Source organism: Streptomyces sp. NPDC041784 (assembly GCF_055591025.1).
The window spans coordinates 280,650-297,396 of sequence record NZ_JBVJAB010000002.1; the positions used below are offsets into that span (position 1 = coordinate 280,650).

The window sequence follows — 16,747 nt, forward strand, 5'->3', positions numbered from 1 at the left end:
TGCTGTGGTCCGACTTCCTGGCGACGTTACCCGAGCCGGGGGCGGACTCCGAGTACCGCAGTGCCGACGCGCACATGTGTCGCCCCGGCCGCCACGGCCTCCTCGAGGTCCGCACTCATCCCCGCAGACACCATGTTCGCAGCCGGATGGGCTCGGCGCAGGTCAGTCGACAAATCCATCAACCGCCCGAAGGCGGCCTGTTGGCGCCCCGCGTACTCCCCGGTCAGCGGTGCGACGGTCATCAGTCCGTCAAGGCGCAGTCCCGGCGCGTCTGCGACGAGAGCGGCCAACTCCGCGACCCCGCCCGGGGCCACGCCGCCCCGCTCCCCGCGTGCGCTCTCGCCCGCGTCGAGCGCGACCTGGACGAGACAGCCGACCTCGCGCCCGGCCCGCACGGCCTCCTTCGACAGCGAGGTCACCAGCCGGGAACGGTCGACGGACTGCACGAAGTCCGCGTAACCGACCACGGATCGCGCCTTGTTGGTCTGCAACTGACCGACGAAGTGCCACCGAAGAGGCAGATCCGAACACTCCGCGGCCTTCGGCGCGGCGTCCTGGTCCTTGTTCTCCGCGACGTGCCGCACGCCGAGTTCCGCCAGGATCCGCACATCGCCGGCCGGGTAGGTCTTGGTGACCACGATGAGGGTCACCTCCTCCCGCCCGCGCCCTGCGGCCTCACACGCGCGGGCGATGCGCTCCTCCACCTTCGCCAGGTTCGCGGCGAGTTCGTCCCTACGGTCCGTCATGTCCATCAGTCCAGCCAGACATATCCCGCGAGTCGCCCCGTGGCGCGGTCGCGGCGGTACGAGAAGTGATCGTCCGACTCCAGCGTGCACACCGGCGACTGCTCCCGGTCGCGCACCCCGAGCCGGTCGAGCTGCGCGTGCACGCCGGCGGCGACGTCCACCGCGGGAGTGCCCCAGCTCGTCTCGGCGTGCGCCGTCGGCTCCAGCGCGGCGACCTCGGCGCGCATCGCCTCCGGCACCTCGTAGCACCGGCCGCACACGGAGGGGCCGGTGCGGGCGACGATCCGGGCGGGGTCGGCGCCGAGCGACTCCATGGCGTCCACCGCGGCGGGCACGATCCCCTTGATCATGCCGGGCCGTCCGGCGTGGGCCGCGGCGACCACCCCGGCGACCGGGTCGGCCAGCAGGACCGGCACGCAGTCGGCGGTCAGCACGGCGAGGGCGAGCCCGCGCGTCGCGGTGACCAGTGCGTCGACCTCCGGGGTCAGCTGGGTGGTCCACGGCCCCTCGACCTCGGCGACGTCGGCACCGTGCACCTGGTTCATCCAGACCACCCGCGCCGCGTCCAGGCCCAGCGACTTGGCGGCCAGCTCCCGGTTGGTGCGTACGGCCTCGAGGTCGTCGCCGACCGCGCCGCCCAGGTTGAGCTGCTCATACGGAGCGGCGCTCACCCCGCCCCACCGGTCGGTGAAGGCGAAGTGCGCGCCGCTCACGCTCTCGCGCCGTCCTATCACTTCAGGAAGTCCGGCACGTCCAGCTCCTCGGCCGCGCTGTCCGAGTAGGTCCGCGACGGCGGTACGGGCGGGGAGACCGGGAGGTCGGCCACCGGCTCGGGCACCGGCTCCGGCTCCTCCTTCGGCGTGACGCTGCCGAGCGAGCCGAAGGACGGGCGGCTCTCGGGCTGGCGCACCGGAGTGGGCTCCTCGCGGCGGGCCGAGGCCGAGGAGGAGCCGATGACGGTCTCCCGGCGGGCCGGGGGCTGGCCCCCGTCGAAGCCTGCCGCGATCACCGTGACGCGGACCTCGTCGCCGAGCGCGTCGTCGATGACCGCGCCGAAGATGATGTTGGCCTCGGGGTGGGCGGCCTCGCTGACCAGCTGGGCGGCCTCGTTGATCTCGAACAGGCCGAGGTCGGAGCCGCCGGAGATGGAGAGCAGCACGCCCCGGGCGCCGTCGATGGAGGCCTCCAGGAGCGGCGAGGAGATCGCCATCTCGGCGGCGGCCACCGCGCGGTCGTCGCCGCGGGCCGAGCCGATGCCCATGAGGGCCGAACCGGCCTCGGACATGACCGACTTGACGTCGGCGAAGTCGAGGTTGATGAGGCCCGGCGTGGTGATCAGGTCGGTGATGCCCTGGACACCGGAGAGCAGGACCTGGTCGGCCGACTTGAAGGCGTCCAGCACCGAGACCTGGCGGTCCGAGATGGACAGCAGCCGGTCGTTCGGGATGACGATGAGGGTGTCGACCTCTTCGCGGAGTTCGGCGATGCCGTCCTCGGCCTGGTTGGCGCGGCGCCGTCCCTCGAAGGTGAACGGGCGGGTGACCACGCCGATGGTGAGGGCGCCCAGGGAGCGGGCGATGTTGGCCACGACGGGCGCGCCGCCGGTGCCGGTGCCGCCGCCTTCACCGGCCGTCACGAAGACCATGTCGGCCCCCTTGAGGACCTCCTCGATCTCCTCGCGGTGGTCCTCGGCGGCCTTGCGGCCGACGGCCGGGTTGGCGCCGGCGCCGAGTCCGCGGGTGAGTTCGCGGCCGACGTCGAGCTTGACGTCGGCGTCGCTCATCAACAGCGCCTGCGCGTCGGTGTTGATGGCGATGAACTCGACGCCCTTGAGACCGACCTCGATCATCCGGTTGATGGCATTGACACCACCGCCGCCGACACCGATGACTTTGATGACTGCGAGGTAGTTCTGCGGTGCTGCCACGTCGAAGGCCTCTCGCCTCGAGTTACGTGTCGTCGCCTCGCAGGTGGTGCGAATCCGACGACTGATGCCGAATGGGACGGTCCGTTTCGCCGACCCGAACCCTAACGCTGAAGTTTAGGGTTACCAGTGTGTCTGTTCCTTGGAGTCTTCTGAACAGGACACTAAGTCGACAAGTGGCGCCCGTTCAACGAACACGCCGAACCTCCCGTTTTTCTTTTCACCCTATGTGATCAGCCGTGTCGCTGCCCAACCAGGGTGCTGGCCTGCGCGGATGTGCGTCAACTCCCTGATGACGCAGGGGCCGTGGGAGCGCTGACATCGAAGTACCGCGCGGCCGGGGAGGCTTTCATGAGAGCGGTGAGTGTACGGGCTTTCAGGGCGCCGTTCTCGGCACTCCCCCAGACGACCGTGCGGCCGTCGCCCAACTCCAGCGAGATGTCGTCGTAGGAACGGACCTTGAGGGAGCGGGTCTGCTTCGCGACGGCGCCCGGAATGTCGCCGGCCGCCTTCACCGCCTCGCGCACCAGCCGGTCCTCGCCGAACCGGCGCAGGCTCGCGGCGGCCGAACCCGAGGAGGGGAGGGTCAATTCGAGGAACGGTACGTTCTTCGGGGGTTCGGAAACCGTGGCGAAACGGACGCCCTCATCGTCCACTTCGACGAAGTTCGACCCTTTTCGCACCAGGAGAACCGGCTGGCGCTCGGTCACTTTCAAGCCGATTCCGTCGGGCCAGGAACGCACCACGTCGACCTCGTCGATCCGGGGGAGTTCACGGCGCAGACGCGCCTCGATCGCCTCGGTGTCGACGGAGACGAGCGGCGATCCGACCGGTACGGCGGCGGCGTCGCGCACCTTCTGAGGTGTCAGCACGTCGGTGCCGGACACGGAGACGTGGTCGACGCGCAGCCACTGCGAGCCGTACAACGCCCAGACACCGCCCGCGCCGAGGAGGATGACGACCATCGCGATGATGATGATCATACGAACCCGGCGTGGGCCCAGTCTCCGGACGAGGGGCGGGCCGGACGACTCCTGCTGGCGTGCCCCGCGCTCGGCGGTGGCGGATCCGGCCACGCTCCCTGTCCTTTCGCTCACACGGAAGAACCGCGTCTAACGATGCGCGCGACTCGCGGCGATCGCCTCGTACACCATGCCGACGAGCAGGTCGTCGGCGTCCCGGCGGCCGAACTCGCTGGCGGCGCGGGACATCTCGTACAGCCGGTGCGGGTTGGCGAGCACGGGCAGGACGTTCTCCCGAACCCAGTCGGGGGTCAGTTCGGCGTCGTCGACGAGCAGTCCGCCACCGGCCTTGACCACCGGCTGGGCGTTGAGCCGCTGTTCGCCGTTGCCGATGGGCAGCGGGACGTAGGCGGCCGGGAGCCCGACGGCGGAGAGTTCGGCGACGGTCATCGCGCCCGCGCGGCAGAGCATCATGTCGGCCGCGGCGTACGCGAGGTCCATACGCTCCAGGTACGGTACCGGGACATAGGGAGGCATTCCCGGCATCTGCTGGACATGCGGCAGTTCGTTCTTGGGGCCGACCGCGTGCAGGATCTGGATGCCGGCCTGCTGGAGCCAGGGCGCGACCTGCTGGACGACCTCGTTGAGGCGGCGGGCGCCCTGCGAGCCGCCGGAGACCAGCAGCGTCGGCAGGTTCGGGTCCAGACCGAACATGTGCCGCGCCTCGGGGCGCGCCGCGGCACGGTCGAGGGTGGCGATCGTCCGGCGCAGCGGGATGCCGATGTAGCGGGCGTCCCTCAGCTTGCTGTCGGGCGTGGAGACGGCGACCCGGGCGGCGTACCGGGAGCCGATCTTGTTGGCCAGGCCGGGGCGGGCGTTGGCCTCGTGGACCACGATCGGCACACCGAGGCGCTTGGCGGCGAGGTAGCCGGGCAGGGCCACGTAACCGCCGAAGCCGACGACGGCGTCGGCCTTGGTGCGCTCCAGGATCTGCTCGGCGGCCTTGATCGTGCCGCGCAGCCGGCCCGGGACGGTGATCAGCTCGGGCGTGGGCTTGCGCGGCAGCGGTACGGCCGGGATCAGCGCGAGGTCGTAGCCCCGCTGCGGAACGAGCGTGGTCTCCAGTCCGCGCTCGGTGCCCAGGGCCGTGATCCCCACGGTGGGGTCCTGCCTGCGCAGGGCGTCCGCGAGGGCGAGCGCGGGCTCGATGTGGCCGGCGGTCCCCCCACCAGCGAGTACGACATGCACCGAAATTCACCGCTCTCCGGACGAGCGCGCCGCCGAGGCACGCCGTCGCATCGTGTTCCATCTCCGGGGACTCCGAACCGATCCGGAGCTCCCAGCCCCCCGCTTTCTACCAAAGCGGGGGTGGCGCATCGCAAGCGCCGCCCGCGCAGCGGGCTCGTCGCGTGCGAAGGCGATCAGCAGCCCGATGGCGAACATGGTCGGCAACAGGGCGGATCCCCCGTAGGAGAACAGCGGGAGGGGGACGCCGGCGATCGGCAGCAGACCGAGCACCGCACCGATGTTGATCACCGCCTGAGCGGTGATCCAGGTGGTCACACCTCCCGCGGCATACCTGACGAAGGGGTCCTCCGTGCGTCCGGCCACGCGGATACCCGCATAGCCTAGAGCCGCGAAGAGGGCGAGCACCGACAGCGTCCCCGCGAGGCCCAGTTCCTCACCGGTGACGGCGAAGATGAAGTCGGTGTGGGCTTCCGGGAGTTGGCCCCATTTCTCCACACTCGCACCGAGCCCGGAACCGAAGATCCCGCCGGAGGCCAGGGCGTAGATCCCGTGCACGGCCTGCCAGCAGGCGTCACCCGGACCGGGGTCGGTGGCGCCGATGCACTGGAGCCGGGCCATCCGGTTCGGGCTGGTCTTGATCAGGGTCACGCCGATGGCGGCGGCGACCGACAGCACCCCGACGAAGAGCCGGGTGGGCGCCCCGGCCAGCCACAGCAGGCCGAACAGGATCGCCGTCAGGATGATCGCCGTCCCCATGTCGCCGCCGAGCATGATCAGCCCGAGCAGCATGAAGGAGACCGGCACCAGCGGCACCAGCATGTGCTTCCACTGGGCCAGCAGCTTCTTGTCCTGCTTGCGGGCGAGCAGGTCGGCGCCCCACAGCACCAGGGCGAGCTTGCCGAACTCACTGGGCTGGATCTGGAAGGAGCCGCCGAGCGAGATCCAGTTCTGGTTGCCGTTGACCGCCATCCCTATCCCGGGCACCTGCACCAGGGCCATCAGGAAGACGGCGCCCGCGAGGATCGGGTAGGCCAGCGCCCGGTGCAGCTTCACCGGCATCCGGGAGGCGGCCAGCAGCAGTCCGGTGCCGATGGCGGCGGCCAGCAGCTGCTTGCGGAAGAAGAAGGAGCCCGGCAGCGACTTCTGGAGCGCGGTGATCTGGGAGGCCGAGTACACCATCACCAGGCCCAGCCCGGTGATCAGCAGGCTGCCGCCGAGGATCAGGTAGTAGGCGGTCAGCGGCCGGTCCCAGGCCTTGCGCGCCCGGGCGTAGAGGCGCAGCACGGGGTTGTCGCGCCCGGGGCGCGCGGCGGGAGGCCGGCGGACCGTCCGCTGGACGGGCGGCCGGCCGCCGGTGCGGCTACCGGGCATCGCTGCGCACCGCCCGGCCGACGGGCACCCCGCACGGCCGCCGACGGGAAACCGGCCACATCCGAGTCACGCGTCCCTCCAAGGGTCCTGGAGCAACCGTCGCGGCCGGGACGCGCCGTCAGGCGCCCGCGCCGAGTTCGCGCACCGCCTGGGCGAACGCGTCACCGCGCTGGTTGTAGTTGACGAACATGTCCATGGAGGCGCAGGCCGGGGCGAGCAGCACCGTGTCGCCTGCGCCGGCGAGGCGCCGGGCCTCCTGGACAGCGGCGAGCATCGCCCCAGTGTCGGTCCGGTCGAGGTCGACGACGGGTACCTCGGGGGCGTGTCGCGCCAGGGCTTCGCGGATCAGGGCGCGGTCGGCGCCGATGAGGACCACCCCGCGAAGCCGCTTCGCCGACTGGGCGACCAGTTCGTCGAAGGTCGCGCCCTTGGCGAGCCCGCCCGCGATCCACACGATCGACTCGTACGCCGCCAACGAGGCCTGCGCCGCGTGGGTGTTGGTGGCCTTGGAGTCGTCGATGTACGCGACGCCGTCCACGTCGGCCACGTGGGCGATGCGGTGGGCGTCCGGGGTGAAGGCCCGCAGACCGTCCCGTACGGCCGTGGGGGGCACGCCGAAGGCGCGGGCGAGGGCCGCCGCGGCCAGGGCGTTGGCGATGTTGTGCGGGGCGGGCGGGTCGACGTCGGATACCTCCGCCAGCTCCTGGGCGTTCTGCTGCCGGTTCTCGACGAAGGCGCGGTCGACCAGGATGCCCTCCACGACGCCGAGTTGGGACGGCCCCGGGGTACCGAGGGTGAAGCCGATGGCGCGGCAGCCCTCCTCGACGTCCGCCTCGCGCACCAGGTCCTCGGTCGCCTTGTCGGCGACGTTGTAGACGCAGGCGACCCGATTGCCCTCGTAGATCCGGCCCTTGTCCCTGGCGTACGCCTCCATGGAGCCGTGCCAGTCGAGGTGGTCGGGGGCGAGGTTGAGGACGGCGGCGGAGTGGGCGCGCAGGGAGGGCGCCCAGTGCAGCTGGTAGCTCGACAGCTCCACGGCCAGGACGTCGTACTCCTCCTCGCCGAGCACCGCGTCGAGCAGGGAGACGCCGATGTTGCCGACGGCGGCCGTGCGCAGGCCGGCGGCCTTCAGGATCGACGCCAGCATCTGGGTGGTGGTCGTCTTGCCGTTGGTGCCGGTGACGCAGAGCCAGGGGGCCGCGTCGGGACCCCTGAGGCGCCAGGCCAGCTCCACGTCGCCCCAGACCGGCACCCCGGCCTCGGCGGCCGCCGTGAAGAGCGGCTTGTCCGGCTTCCAGCCGGGTGCGGTGACGATGAGTTCGGTGCCTTCGGGCAGGGTCGCCCCGTCGCCGAGGCGCACGGTGACACCGAGCGCCCGGAGTCCGGCGGCCTGCTCACGCGCGCGTGCGTCGTCGCCGTCGTTGACGACGGTGACCTTCGCGCCGAGCCCGTGCAGCACCGTGGCCGCCGGGATGCCGGAGACGCCGAGCCCGGCGACGGTGACGTTCTTCCCCTGCCAGTCGGTCACTTTTCTGCTGCCCATCCCGCGTAGAAGAGACCCAGGCCGACGATGACACAGATGCCCTGGATGATCCAGAAACGGACCACGACAAGGACTTCGGACCAGCCCTTGAGTTCGAAGTGGTGCTGGAGCGGCGCCATCCGGAAGACGCGCTTGCCGGTCAGCCGGAACGAACCGACCTGGATGACCACCGACATGGTGATGAGGACGAACAGACCGCCCATGATGGCCACGAGCAGTTCGGTCCGGGAGCAGATGGCCAGACCCGTGAGGACACCGCCGAGCGCGAGCGAACCGGTGTCACCCATGAAGATCTTGGCCGGCGATGTGTTCCACCACAGGAAGCCCAGGCAGGCGCCCATCAGCGCGGCGGAGACGACCGCGAGGTCGAGCGGGTCGCGCACCTCGTAGCAGGCGTTGGGGTTGGTCAGGGTCTGCGAGTTGGCGCAGGACTCCTGGTACTGCCAGACGCCGATGAACGTGTAGGCGCCGAAGACAAGGACGGAGGCGCCGGTGGCGAGGCCGTCCAGACCGTCCGTCAGGTTCACGCCGTTGGACATCGCGAGGATCATGAACAGCGCCCAGACGACGAACAGCACGGGGCCGATCGTCCAGCCGAAGTCCGTGATGAACGACAGCTTCGTGGAGGCCGGCGTGTTGCCGCGGGCGTCCGCGAACTGGAGCGAGAGCACCGCGAAGGCGATGCCGACGAGCAGCTGGCCGGCCATCTTCGCCTTGGCCCGAAGACCCAGCGAACGCCGCTTGACGATCTTGATGTAGTCGTCCAGGAAGCCGACCATACCCATGCCGAACATCAGGCCGAGCACCAGCAGACCGGAGTAGGTCGGCGGCTTGCCGGTGATGAGCTTCGACAGGAAGTACGCGGCGATCGTCGCCAGGATGAAGGCGATACCGCCCATGGTGGGCGTACCGCGCTTGCTGGCGTGCTCGCGCGGGCCGTCGTCCCGGATGTACTGGCCGTAGCCCTTGCGTGCGAGCAGCTTGATCAGCAACGGGGTGCCGATCAGCGTCAGGAACAGACCGATGACGCCCGCGAACAGGATCTGCTTCATCATCGGGCGGCTACCTCACCCTCGGCACCGGTCGCGAGCAGCGCCTGCGCGACGCTCTCGAGGCCGACCGAACGGGACGCCTTCACGAGTACGACGTCTCCCGGGCGCAACTCGCTGCGCAACAGGTCGACCGCCGCCTGTGCGTCGGACACGTGCACCGACTCCTCACCCCACGAACCCTCGTTATATGCGCCCAGTTGCAGCCAGGAGGCTTCGATGCCCCCGACCGCGACGAGCTTGCTGACGTTGAGCCGGACGGCGAGCCGTCCGACCGCGTCGTGCTCGGCGAGCGCCTCGTCCCCCAGCTCGGCCATCTTGCCGAGCACCGCCCAGGTCCGGCCCCCCTTGCCCATCGCCGCCAGCGCGCGCAGGGCCGCTCGCATGGACTCGGGGTTCGCGTTGTAGGCGTCGTTGACGATCGTCACGCCGTCCGGGCGCTCGGTGACCTCCATCCGCCAGCGGGAGAGGGAACCCGCCTCGGAGAGCGCGGTGGCGATCTCAGTTACGGACATCCCCAGCTCATGGGCGACGGCGGCGGCGGCGAGCGCGTTCGACACGTGGTGCTCACCGTACAGGCGCATGGTCACGTCACTGCACCCGGAGGGTGTGTGAAGGCTGAAGGAGGGCTGTCCACTGTCCGTGAGTCGTACGTTCTCGGCCCGAACGTCCGCTTCGTCGGACTCTCCGAAAAGGACCACCTTCGCCTTCGTTCGGGAGGCCATGGCCCGGACCAAGGGGTCGTCGGCGTTGAGGATCGCGGCGCCGTCCGCCGGGAGGGACTCGACCAGTTCGCCCTTTGCCTGTGCGATCTGTTCGCGGCCGCCGAACTCGCCGATGTGGGCGGTGCCGACATTGAGGACGAGGCCGATCTTCGGGGGTGTCAGATCGGCGAGGTAGCGGATGTGACCGATGCCGCGGGCGCCCATCTCCAGCACGAGGAACTTCGTGTCCTCGGTGGCCGACAGGGCGGTCAGCGGCAGCCCGATCTCGTTGTTGAGCGAACCGGGCGTGAAGACGGTGGGCGCCTTGCGCCGCAGCACCTGGGCGATGAGGTCCTTGGTGCTGGTCTTGCCGGCCGAGCCCGTGAGGGCGACGAGGGTCGTGCCGAGCGTGTGCACGACGTGCCGGGCGAGGGCGCCCAGGGCGGCCTGGACATCGTCCACGACGATCGCGGGGACGCCGACCGGGCGCGAGGCCAGTACGGCCGCCGCGCCCGCCTCGACGACCGCTGCCGCGAAGTCGTGGCCGTCCACCCGCTCGCCCACGAAGGCGACGAAGAGGCTGCCGGGCACCACCTCGCGGGAGTCCCGGACGACCGGTCCGGTGACCTCCGCGGACGGATCCGGTATGTCGTGCGTCTGCCCGCCGACGACTGCTGCGATCTCGGCGAGGGAGAGGGCGATCACAAGTTCATCCCTGGGTCTGCTGGATAGCTTCGCGAAGCACCTGGCGGTCGTCGAACGGACGGACCACCCCGGCGATGTCCTGGCCCTGCTCATGGCCCTTGCCCGCGACCAGCACGGTGTCCCCGGCGTGCGCGCGGGCCACGACGGCGGCGATCGCGGCGGCCCGGTCCTCGAACAGGAGGACCTCGCCGCGCTCGTGCGCGGGCACGGACGCCGCCCCTTCGAGCATCGTCGCGAGGATCGCGAGCGGGTCCTCGGAGCGGGGGTTGTCGGAGGTGAGTACGGCGGTGTCGGAGAGCCGGGCCGCGGCGGCGCCCATCGGCGCGCGTTTGGTGCGGTCCCGGTCGCCGCCGCAGCCGAGGACGACGTGCAGCCGGCCCTTGGTGACCTTGCGCAGCGCCTTGAGCACCGACTCGACGGCGTCCGTCTTGTGCGCGTAGTCGACGACCGCGAGGTAGGGCTGGCCGGCGTCCACCCGCTCCAGCCGGCCCGGCACGCCGGGGACGGCGGCGACGCCGTCGGCGGCGGTCTGCGGGTCGAGGCCCGCCGCGGCCAGGGCGACGATCGCCGCGAGGGTGTTGGCCACGTTGAACGGGCCGGGCAGCGGGGACCTGGCGGCGACGCGCACGCCCTCGGGGCCGAGCACCGTGAACGTGGCGTCCATCGGGCCGATGTGGACGTCCACCGCGCGCCAGTCGGCGTCGGGGTGACCCTCGGCGGAGAAGGTGACGACGGGGACGCCCGCCTCGCGGGTGAGCCGGCGGCCGTACTCGTCGTCGAGGTTGACCACGCCGAGCCGGCTGCGTTCCGGGGTGAACAGCTGCGCCTTGGCCCCGAAGTAGTCCTCCATGCCGGAGTGGAACTCCATGTGCTCCGGGCTGAGGTTGTTGAAGACCGCGATGTCGAAGACGCAGCCGTCGACCCGGCCGAGGACCAGCGCGTGGCTGGAGACCTCCATGGCGACCGCCTCGACGCCGCGCTCGCGCATGACGGCGAACAGGGCCTGGAGGTCGGTGGCCTCGGGGGTGGTGCGCTCGGACTTGATGCGCTCGTCACCGATGCGCGTCTCGACGGTGCCGATGAGGCCGGTGGACCTCAGCGTCTTCAGACCGCCCTCGACCAGGTACGCCGTGGTGGTCTTGCCGGAGGTGCCGGTGATGCCGATCTGGAGCAGGTCCCGCCCGGGCCGGCCGTAGATGGTGGCCGCCAGCTCGCCCATCCGCGCGCGCGGGTCGTCGGCCACCAGGACCGGCAGTCCGGTCGCGGCGGCGCGCTCGGCGCCGGTGGGGTCGGTCAGGACGGCGACCGCGCCCAGGCCCGCGGCCTGGGTGACGAAGTCGGCGCCGTGCAGGCGGGCGCCCGGGAGGGCGGCGTACAGGTCGCCGGGGCGGACGGCGCGTGAGTCATGGGTGATGCCCGTGACGGCGACGGCGCTCTCCGCGACGGCGGTACCCAGCTGATCGGCGAGGTCCGCGAGGGGTGTGGCGGAGACCTGGGCCGGTCGCGGCGGTCCCGGATATGTCACGGAAGCGCCCTTCTGGGTGGTTCGGGACTGATCAGCGTGTGGCACGGCGGTGAGCGTACCGGGCGCACCCGCCTGCGGGCGAAGCGAGGACGGGGGCGGTGCTGGGTTCCCGGGGTCGGGAGTGATCATGGTCACGGGCTGGTTCCTGGCTGTATTCGACGCTGAACACGGACGGGCGGGGGGCTCGGAGGGGGCTCGGGCGGGGGGCTCGGCGGGCGGCTCGGCGGGGGAATCAGAGGGGGCTCAGGGGGCGAAGGAGACCGGGAGGCTGGCGGGCTTCGCCCCGGTCGGGGGGATCTGGAGGGTCTTCAGGGCGAACTCCATGACCTGCTTGAAGATGGGGCCGCAGATCTGGCCGCCGAAGTAGCTGCCCTTGGTGGCGTTCTGGATGGCGCAGTAGACGGTGACACGGGGGCTGTCGGCGGGCGCGAACCCGGCGAACGACGAGGTGTAGCCCTTGTACTTGCCGGTGGCCGGATCCACACGGTTGGCGGTACCGGTCTTGCCCGCGACGCGGTAGCCGGGGATGCGCGCCTTGGTGCCGGTGCCCTCCTGGTCGTCCACCACCGACTCCAGCATCTGGGCGAGGGTCTTCGCCGTCTTCTCGCTGACGACCCTGGTCTTCTTGGGGGCGGGCGCGGGCGTGAAGCGTCCGTCGGGGCCCTGGGTGCCGCGCACCAGCGACGGCTCGACCCGGACGCCGCCGTTGGCGATCGTCGAGTAGACCGAGGCGGCCTGGAGCGCGTTGAGGGACACGCCCTGGCCGAAAGGAATCGTGTACTGCTGCGAGGTCGACCACGAGCCGGGGGCGGCGAGGATGCCCTTCGTCTCACCGGGGAAGTCGACGCCGGTGTAGCTGCCGAGGCCGAACTTGCGCAGGTAGGAGTAGAGCACCTGGTTGGCCTCGGCCTGGGTCTTGCCCAGTTCGCCGGTGGCCAGGATCGTGCCGATGTTGCTGGACTTGGCGAGGACGCCGTTGAGCGTGAGGTACCAGGTCGGGTGGTCGATGTCGTCCTTGAAGAGCCGGTCGCCGCGGTGCAGCCGGTTGGGCACGGTGACGTGCGTGAGCGGCGTGGCGACGTTCTCCTCCAGGACGGCCGCCATCGACATGATCTTGGCGGTGGAGCCGGGCTCGTAGGCGTCCTGGAGGGCCGCGTTGCCCAGGGCGTCCGCGTTCGCCTTCGTGAGGTCGTTGGGGTCGAAGCCGGGCGAGTTGGCCAGGGCGAGGATCTCGCCGGTGCGGGTGTCCTGGACGATCACGTAACCGCGGTCCGCGCCGGACGCCTCGACCTGCTCGGTGATGGCGTTCTGCGCGGCCCACTGGATGTCCCGGTCCAGGGTCAGCTCGACGTCCGAGCCGGGCACGGCGGGGGTCTCGGTGGAGCCCGCGGTGGGCACCTGGCGGCCGCCGGACTGGGCGTAGCGGATCTTGCCGTCCTTGCCGGACAGGGTCGCGTTCAGCTGCTGCTCGATGCCGCCGCCGCCCTTGCCCTCGGCGTTGACCCAGCCCAGTATTCCGGCGGCCAGGTCCCCGTTGGGGTACACGCGCTTGCTGCTGGGAACGGAGAAGACGCCGGCGAGGACGTTGACCGTGGTGCCGTCGGCGCCCTTCTTGGCGGTGAGCGCCGACTTCAGGTCCTTGATCTGCTTCCAGACCTGCGGGGTCTGCCGGCTGGCGAGCTTGGTGTAGCGCGCCTCCTTGTCCTTCGGCCGCAACTTCTCGACCAGCGTCGACTGGTCCTGGCCGAGGATCGGCGCGAGCAGCGCGGCCGCCTGCTCGGGGCCGTCGTCGATCTTCAGGGTCTCGCGGTTGAACATCGTGGGGTCGGCGGTGATGTCGTACGCGTCCTCGCTGCTGGCGAGGGCGATCCCGCCGCGGTCGGTGATCTCGCCGCGCTCGGCGGCCAGCACCTGGCCGACGTACCGGTTCTGCTCGGCCTTGGCGGCGTAGGTGCTCGCGTCGACGGCCTGCACCTGGAGCAGCCGTACGACGAAGGCGATCATCACCAGGGCGAGCGCGAGGCCGACCAGGCGCAGCCGGGGGCGGGGGCTGCCGAGGCGGATGGCACTCGGGGCGGCGGGACGGGGCGGGACCGGACGGCGGGCCGGGCGGGCACCTGGTCCCGGGCGCCGCTGGGCGGATGCCGGGCGGGAGGGCCGGGCGGGGCCGGGCACGCGCCGGCGCGACGGTTCCCTGTCGGACACTTCCGTCACCTGCCGGGGGTCGTGGGGATGGCTGCGGTCGGAGCGGGGGCCGCGCTCTGCGCGTTCTGTGCGCTCTGCGTGCTCTGCGTGCTCTGCGTGCTCTGCGTGCTCTGCGCGGGAGGGGCGGCGGGTACGGGCGCCGCGGGCGCGGGCGTCGACACCGTCGGCTGCGAGAGCGTGATGACCTCGGGCGGCCGGACGACCTGCGCCGCGTCCCGCGCGGACCGCGGGGCGGCGGAGGGGACGCCCCTCACGGTGCCGTCCGGGTTCAGGAAGGCCGGGTCGCCGCCGGGGACCATGCCGAGTTCACGGGCGCGGCGCTGGAGGGCGTCGGGGGCGGAGTAGGAGTCGATGTCCCGCTGGAGGGCCTGTTCCTCGTCGGTGAGGCTCTTGGCGTCCCGCTGGAGGTCGTCCATCTTGAAGGAACCCTCGCTGAGCGCGGAGTTCAGCACGAGCAGCCCGATGAGGCCGCCGCCGAGGAGCAGGACGACGAGGAGGACGAACGGGGTGCGGGCCGCCTGGCGCGGACCGGCGGGGAAGAGACGCGCGAGCCGGGCAGCCCGTCCCCTCAGTTCGGGTTTCCTGCTCACTCGCCCTCCCCTGAGTTCGGTTTTCCCACCTGCGCCCGCCCCGCCCGGCTCATTCGATGGACTCCCTGATGCGCTCGGCCCCACGCAGCCGTGCCGGGGCGGCGCGCCGGTTCTCGGCGATCTCTTCCTCGGTGGGAAGTTCGGCACCGCGGGTGAGCAGCTTGAGCCGGGGCTGGTAGCGCTCGGGGACCACCGGCAGCCCGGGCGGGGCGGTGACGGCGGCGCCCGCCGCGAACACCTGCTTGACCAGCCGGTCCTCCAGCGAGTGGTACGACAGGACGGCGATCCGCCCGCCCACGTCGATCGCCTCGACGGCGGCCGGGATCGCCCGCTCCAGCACGGACAGCTCGCCGTTGACCTCGATGCGCAGCGCCTGGAAGGTGCGCTTGGCCGGGTTCCCGCCGGTGCGCTTGGCGGCCTGCGGGAGGGCGTCGCGGATCAGCTCGACCAGCCGCGCACTGTTGGTGAACGGCTCCTTCTCGCGCTCGCGCACGACCGCGGAGACGATCCGCTTGGCCTGCTTCTCCTCGCCGTACGCCCGCAGGATCCGCACCAGCTCGCCGGGCGGGTAGGTGTTGAGGACCTCGGCCGCGCTGATGCCGGTCGTCTGGTCCATGCGCATGTCGAGCGGGGCGTCCTGGGCGTAGGCGAAGCCCCGGTCGGCCTCGTCGAGCTGCATGGAGGAGACGCCGAGGTCGAACAGGACGCCCTGCACGCGCGCGATGCCGAGCCGTCGCAGGACGTCGGGCAGCTCGTCGTAGACCGCGTGCACCAGGGTGGCGCGCTCGCCGAAGGGGGCGAGGCGCTCGCCGGAGAGCCGCAGGGCCTCCTTGTCGCGGTCGAGGGCGACCAGGCGGGCCTCGGGGAACCGCGTCAGCAGGGCCTCGCTGTGCCCGCCGAGGCCCAGCGTGCAGTCGACGACGACCGCGCCGGGCCGCTGGAGCGCGGGGGCCAACAGGTCCAGGCACCGCTGGAGCATCACCGGGACGTGTCGACTCTCTCCCACCCGTCGCCCACCGCCAGCCTCATTCGAATGCGCTTCGCGCACCATTTTCTCCGGGGCCCTCTCAGATCCGGCGGAGATACGCACCGCCGGGTCCCCGCCCTCTCGTGAGGGGAGGTCCTGCCGGCGCCGGAAGCGTCAGCCGACCGGGAGCGGGAGGAGGCCGAGCCGTACGTACGCGCCGCGCACGCGGGGAGATCTCCGGCAGCCACGCCGGGGTCTCACGGGGTTTCAGTCCAGCAGGGAGCGCACCGCCTCCCGCTTCGCGTCACTTTAGTCCACGGTGTCTCGCGGTCAATCAACCGGCCTGCGCGTCGCGGTCCGGCACGATCATGAAGCGGCGAAGTGCGGGAAATCACCCCGTCGGGCGGTTCCACCTCACCCTTGTGGCTTACCTCACAAACACGGCGTGATGACGGCCTTTTTCCCTTCTCACAACAGGACCGGAACGGGCGTGACCAGTACCGTCATGGTTATGACGACTTCCGCATCCGTACCCACCGCATCCGAAGACGCCATACGCGACGGCGGCACCGTGACCGACCGGCTCGTCGATGCCAACGAGCGCTACGCCGCCGCCTTCTCCGACCCCGGCATGGACGCCCGCCCCGTGCTGCACGTGGCGGTCGTGGCCTGCATGGACGCCCGTCTCGACCTGCACGCCGCGCTCGGCCTGGAGCTGGGCGACTGTCACACGATCCGCAACGCCGGCGGTGTGGTCACCGACGACGTGATCCGGTCGCTCACCATCAGCCAGCGCAAGCTGGGCACCCGCAGCATCGTTCTCATCCACCACACCGGGTGCGGCCTGGAGTCGATCACCGAGGACTTCCGGACCGAACTGGAGATGGAGGTCGGCCAGCGCCCCGCCTGGGCCGTCGAGGCCTTCCGGGACGTCGACCAGGACGTCCGGCAGTCGATGCAGCGGGTGCGCACCTCGCCGTTCCTGCTGCACGCCGACGACGTCCGGGGTTTCGTGTTCGATGTGAAGACGGGTCTGCTGCGGGAGATCGACCCCGCATGACCTTCCGCAGCTATCGTCGTTCGCTGTCGTTCAGCTGTTGATTTTCCGGTTCCCGGGTGCCCAAAAGGCCATAGAACCGACATATCACGGGCAGTTGTCCACAGGCGAGTGACACGAATCGGTAACGGCAGCAAGAATGCGGTTGTGA

Annotated in this window: 14 protein-coding genes; 1 reads left to right on the forward strand and 13 read right to left on the reverse strand. The window is 71.1% G+C overall.

Annotation, left to right across the window (positions count from 1 at the left end; all coding sequences use genetic code 11):
- Nucleotides 1–26 precede the first annotated feature (26 nt).
- From ACZ6D7_RS04935 to rsmH, 13 genes are all read right to left on the reverse strand, one after another.
- The gene (locus ACZ6D7_RS04935; protein ID WP_469483512.1) at nucleotides 27–746 is read right to left on the reverse strand and encodes a YggS family pyridoxal phosphate-dependent enzyme; all 720 of its coding nucleotides are present in this window, start codon (nucleotides 744–746) and stop codon (nucleotides 27–29) included.
- Nucleotides 747–751: 5 nt separating this feature from the next.
- On the reverse strand, nucleotides 752–1,459 hold the full coding sequence (gene pgeF / locus ACZ6D7_RS04940) for a peptidoglycan editing factor PgeF (RefSeq protein ID WP_469483514.1): 708 nt from the start codon (nucleotides 1,457–1,459) through the stop codon (nucleotides 752–754).
- 17 nt (nucleotides 1,460–1,476) lie between these two features.
- Nucleotides 1,477–2,673, reverse strand: coding sequence for a cell division protein FtsZ (ftsZ, locus tag ACZ6D7_RS04945; RefSeq protein ID WP_469483516.1), 1,197 nt, complete (start codon nucleotides 2,671–2,673; stop codon nucleotides 1,477–1,479).
- A gap of 278 nt (nucleotides 2,674–2,951) precedes the next feature.
- Complete coding sequence (locus ACZ6D7_RS04950; RefSeq protein ID WP_469483520.1) at nucleotides 2,952–3,746, reverse strand: cell division protein FtsQ/DivIB; 795 nt, start codon at nucleotides 3,744–3,746, stop codon at nucleotides 2,952–2,954.
- 36 nt (nucleotides 3,747–3,782) lie between these two features.
- Nucleotides 3,783–4,880, reverse strand: a complete 1,098-nt coding sequence (gene murG / locus ACZ6D7_RS04955; RefSeq protein ID WP_469483524.1) for an undecaprenyldiphospho-muramoylpentapeptide beta-N-acetylglucosaminyltransferase — start codon at nucleotides 4,878–4,880, stop codon at nucleotides 3,783–3,785.
- A 6-nt stretch (nucleotides 4,881–4,886) separates the two neighbouring features.
- Nucleotides 4,887–6,251, reverse strand: coding sequence for a putative lipid II flippase FtsW (gene ftsW / locus ACZ6D7_RS04960; protein ID WP_469483526.1), 1,365 nt, complete (start codon nucleotides 6,249–6,251; stop codon nucleotides 4,887–4,889).
- 118 nt (nucleotides 6,252–6,369) lie between these two features.
- Entirely contained in the window at nucleotides 6,370–7,794 is a 1,425-nt protein-coding gene (gene murD, locus ACZ6D7_RS04965) for a UDP-N-acetylmuramoyl-L-alanine--D-glutamate ligase (protein WP_469483528.1), read from the reverse strand.
- A complete protein-coding gene (gene mraY / locus ACZ6D7_RS04970) occupies nucleotides 7,776–8,849 on the reverse strand; it encodes a phospho-N-acetylmuramoyl-pentapeptide-transferase (RefSeq protein ID WP_469483530.1) in 1,074 nt (357 codons plus the stop codon). Before mraY ends, murD begins: the two co-directional genes overlap by 19 nt.
- The gene (locus ACZ6D7_RS04975) at nucleotides 8,846–10,252 is read right to left on the reverse strand and encodes a UDP-N-acetylmuramoyl-tripeptide--D-alanyl-D-alanine ligase (RefSeq protein ID WP_469483532.1); all 1,407 of its coding nucleotides are present in this window, start codon (nucleotides 10,250–10,252) and stop codon (nucleotides 8,846–8,848) included. Before ACZ6D7_RS04975 ends, mraY begins: the two co-directional genes overlap by 4 nt.
- Before the next feature lie 4 nt (nucleotides 10,253–10,256).
- Nucleotides 10,257–11,912 carry a UDP-N-acetylmuramoyl-L-alanyl-D-glutamate--2,6-diaminopimelate ligase gene (locus ACZ6D7_RS04980; RefSeq protein WP_469483534.1) on the reverse strand — a complete coding sequence of 552 codons (1,656 nt, stop codon included), beginning with the start codon at nucleotides 11,910–11,912 and terminating at the stop codon, nucleotides 10,257–10,259.
- Between the two features lie 108 nt (nucleotides 11,913–12,020).
- Nucleotides 12,021–13,982, reverse strand: coding sequence for a peptidoglycan D,D-transpeptidase FtsI family protein (locus ACZ6D7_RS04985; RefSeq protein ID WP_469483536.1), 1,962 nt, complete (start codon nucleotides 13,980–13,982; stop codon nucleotides 12,021–12,023).
- A 5-nt stretch (nucleotides 13,983–13,987) separates the two neighbouring features.
- Nucleotides 13,988–14,572 carry a cell division protein FtsL gene (ftsL, locus tag ACZ6D7_RS04990; RefSeq protein WP_469483539.1) on the reverse strand — a complete coding sequence of 195 codons (585 nt, stop codon included), beginning with the start codon at nucleotides 14,570–14,572 and terminating at the stop codon, nucleotides 13,988–13,990.
- A gap of 49 nt (nucleotides 14,573–14,621) precedes the next feature.
- Entirely contained in the window at nucleotides 14,622–15,578 is a 957-nt protein-coding gene (gene rsmH, locus ACZ6D7_RS04995; RefSeq protein WP_469483541.1) for a 16S rRNA (cytosine(1402)-N(4))-methyltransferase RsmH, read from the reverse strand.
- 409 nt (nucleotides 15,579–15,987) lie between these two features.
- On the opposite strand from rsmH, the gene ACZ6D7_RS05000 reads away from it, so the two are divergent.
- Nucleotides 15,988–16,599 carry a beta-class carbonic anhydrase gene (locus ACZ6D7_RS05000; RefSeq protein WP_469483543.1) on the forward strand — a complete coding sequence of 204 codons (612 nt, stop codon included), beginning with the start codon at nucleotides 15,988–15,990 and terminating at the stop codon, nucleotides 16,597–16,599.
- Nucleotides 16,600–16,747 lie beyond the last annotated feature (148 nt).